3 protein-coding genes are annotated in these 3,196 nt (G+C 71.0%); 1 reads left to right on the forward strand and 2 read right to left on the reverse strand.

Translation table 11 applies throughout. The annotated features are described in order from the left end of the window. Positions 1 to 657, reverse strand: a 657-nt coding sequence (gene ribD / locus Q8814_RS25275; RefSeq protein ID WP_330154700.1) for a bifunctional diaminohydroxyphosphoribosylaminopyrimidine deaminase/5-amino-6-(5-phosphoribosylamino)uracil reductase RibD, incomplete at its 3' end; no start/stop codon positions are given. Then, entirely contained in the window at positions 654 to 1,337 is a 684-nt protein-coding gene (rpe, locus tag Q8814_RS25280) for a ribulose-phosphate 3-epimerase (RefSeq protein ID WP_330154701.1), read from the reverse strand. The genes rpe and ribD, both read right to left, overlap by 4 nt. Before the next feature lie 151 nt (positions 1,338 to 1,488). Here rpe and Q8814_RS25285 point away from each other — a divergent pair. Then, positions 1,489 to 3,196 (forward strand): PEP/pyruvate-binding domain-containing protein (locus tag Q8814_RS25285; RefSeq protein ID WP_330154702.1); only part of this gene is annotated, 1,708 nt, incomplete at its 3' end.

Consider the following 3,196-nt stretch of genomic DNA (forward strand, 5'->3'; position numbering starts at 1 on the left):
CGGGGCGAGGTCGCCGTCGGGCAAGCGCGCCGTGAGCCACGGGTCGTCGGCCAGCACGGTGCCGGTGCCGACGATGATGGCGTCGAGACGGCTGCGGTGATCGTGTACGCGGGCCCGCGATTCCGGCCCGGAGATCCATTGGCTGGTGCCGTCGACGGCGGCGCTACGTCCGTCCAGTCCCGCCGCATACTTCCAGGTCACGTGGGGGCGGCCGGTGCGCTGACGGTGCAGCCACGCGCGCAGCGGACCGTGGCTGACGGCCTCGGCGCCGAGTCCGGCATGCACGGTGAGGCCGGCAGCGCGCAACGCTTCGGATCCGCCGCCCGCCACCGGATTCGGATCGGGCACCGCGTAGTAGACGGTGGCGATACCGGCGTCGATCAGCGCCCGAGTGCACGGCCCGGTACGGCCGGTGTGGTTGCACGGCTCGAGGGTGACCACGGCCGTGCCGCCCCGCGCACGCTCCCCCGCCGCGGCCAGCGCCCGCACCTCGGCGTGCGGGCCGCCGGGCGGAGCGGTCGCGCCGACACCGGCGATCCGTCCGGACGTGTCCAGGATCACGGCACCGACAGGCGGGTTGGGGCTCGTCGTGCCCCGCACCGCCTCGGACGCGTCGAGGGCGAACTGCAGCGCTTCGGCGAGCTCCGGTGCGGTCACGGCGCGAGGGTCAGGTGGTGCGACGCCTTCCCAGCCTGCGCCCGGAGCTTGCGGACGGCCTCGGCGGGATCGGCAGCGCCGTACACGGCGGATCCGGCGACGAAGCAGTCCACGCCGGCGTCGGCGGCGGCTTCGATGGTGTCGGCGTTGATGCCGCCGTCGATCTCGACCAGCAGGCGAAGCTCACCGGAATCGACGAGCCGGCGCACGGCGCGGGCCTTGTCGAGCACATCGGCGATGAACGACTGGCCACCGAATCCCGGCTCGACACTCATCACCAGGAGGGTGTCGAACTCCTTCAGGATTTCGAGATACGGCTCGATGGGGGTACCGGGCTTGACCGACAGCCCGGCCTTCGCGCCGGCGGCGCGGATGTCGCGGGCCACGGACACCGGATCGTCGGTGGCCTCGGCGTGGAACGTGACGTTGTGTGCGCCGGCTTCGGCGTACGGCGGCGCCCATCGGCCGGGGTTCTCGATCATCAGGTGGCAGTCGAGGGGAATCTCGGTCGCCTTCAGCAGCGACTCCACGACCGGGAGGCCGAGGGTCAGGTTCGGTACGAAATGCGCGTCCATGACATCGACGTGCAGCCAGTCGGCGCCGGCGACGGCCTGGGCTTCGTCGGCGAGACGCGCGAAGTCTGCGGACAGGATGGACGGGGCGATCATCGGGTGGGCCACGTCGGTCGAGTCTAGTGCGCCCCGGGCTCGCGTCCGGCGCTCACCCGACCGCGACCTTTTCCCCCGACTCGGGCCGTGCTGTGATGGTTACGTGCGAAGGTGATGGCAGCAACACCACCGGCCGGTCATCCAGGAGTGCGGGGGAGCAACTATGTCCATAACAACGCTTCGAGTTCGCCCGATCGCGGACGTCGGTCCGAAAGACGCCCCGACGGTCGGCGGCAAGTCCGCCAACCTCGGTGAGCTCACCCGCTGCGGTTTCCCGGTGCCGGCGGCGTTCGCGATCACCGTCGACGCGTACCTCGATGCGATGACCGCGGCCGGAATCCGGGACCGTCTGCGCGACGAGGTTCTACCGGGCGAACACGTCGACGAGGCGACACTCCTGCGCTCGTCCGGCGAACTGGCCGAGTCCGTGACCGGCGCGCCGGTGCCCGACGACCTGCGCGGCGAGATCGTCGACGCCTACGCCCGCCTCGGCGACAACGTGCCGGTGGCGGTCCGCTCGTCCGCGCCGGCGGAAGATGCCGCCGACACTTCGTTCGCCGGAATCCACGAGTCGTACACCAACGTGATCGGCGCCGACGCGTTGATCTCCGCGGTGCAGGCCTGCTGGGCGTCACTGTGGTCGCCGCGGGCCCGCACCTACCGCGCGCTGCACGGGGTCACCGACGAGCCGTCGATCGCGGTCGTGGTGCAGACGATGGTGCCGTCGGAAGTCTCCGGGGTGGCGTTCACCGCCGACCCTCGCACCGGTGACCGGTCGAAAATCGTCGTCGAGGCGGCCCGCGGTCTCGGTGAAGTGGTGGTGGGCGGACAGGTCGAACCCGACACGTATGTCGTCGGCAAGGACGGATTCGCGATTCTGGAAGTGCACGAAGGGCATCAGGACTTCGCGATCTCGTCCACCGCGTCCGGGGAGGACCGGATCGCGCTCGATCCGAGCCTCGCCGGCCGGGTGCTCGACGACGACCAGGTGACGGCGGTGGCCCGGCTGGGCGCGGCAGTCGAAGAACATTACGGACAACCTCAGGACCTCGAGTTCGCCTTCGCCCAGGGCGACATGTGGATCGTGCAGACCCGGCCGATCACCACCCTCGGCGGTTCTGCGGGCGACATTGCGAAGGGCACCGGCGAAGGCGACGGTGCCGCACCCATCCTCACCGGACTCGGCGCCGGTCCCGGCATCGCGACGGGCGCAGTGCGGGTACTGCACGATCCCGGCGACGGTTCACGGCTGAGCGCCGGTGAAATTCTGGTCGCACCGATGACGCGCCCGGACTGGCTCCCCATCCTGCGCCGCGCGGGCGGCATCGTCACCGACGGCGGCGGCATCACCTGCCACGCCGCGATCGTCGGTCGGGAACTCGGGAAACCGGTCGTGGTGGGTGCACGCACCGCCACCGCCGATCTGCAGGACGGGCAGCTGATCACGGTGGACGGTGACACCGGAGCGGTCTTCGCCGGCACGACCCACGCGGCAGCCCCTGCCCCCGCCCCGGTCGCCGGTGCGGTCGCTGCGGCGCCGCAGGCCGGCACTGCCGTGACCGCGACGGCCGTGTATGTCAATCTCGCCACCCCGGATGCCGCGGAGGCGGTCGCGGCCACCGATGTCGACGGTGTCGGCCTGCTGCGGGCGGAGTTCATGATCACCGATGCGCTGGGCGGGGAACATCCCGCCCGGATGATCGCCGAGGGCCGCCGCGACGAGTACGTCACGAAGATGGCGGAGGGAGTATCGACGATCGCGGCGGCGTTCGCGCCACGGCCCGTGGTCTATCGGGCGATCGATCTGCGTAGCAACGAGTTTGCCGACCTGATCGGCGGCGACATCGAGCCGCACGAGGAGAACCCGATGA

Origin of the sequence: Rhodococcus chondri (genome assembly GCF_036327435.1) — a bacterium.
Lineage (GTDB): Bacteria > Actinomycetota > Actinomycetes > Mycobacteriales > Mycobacteriaceae > Rhodococcus > Rhodococcus chondri.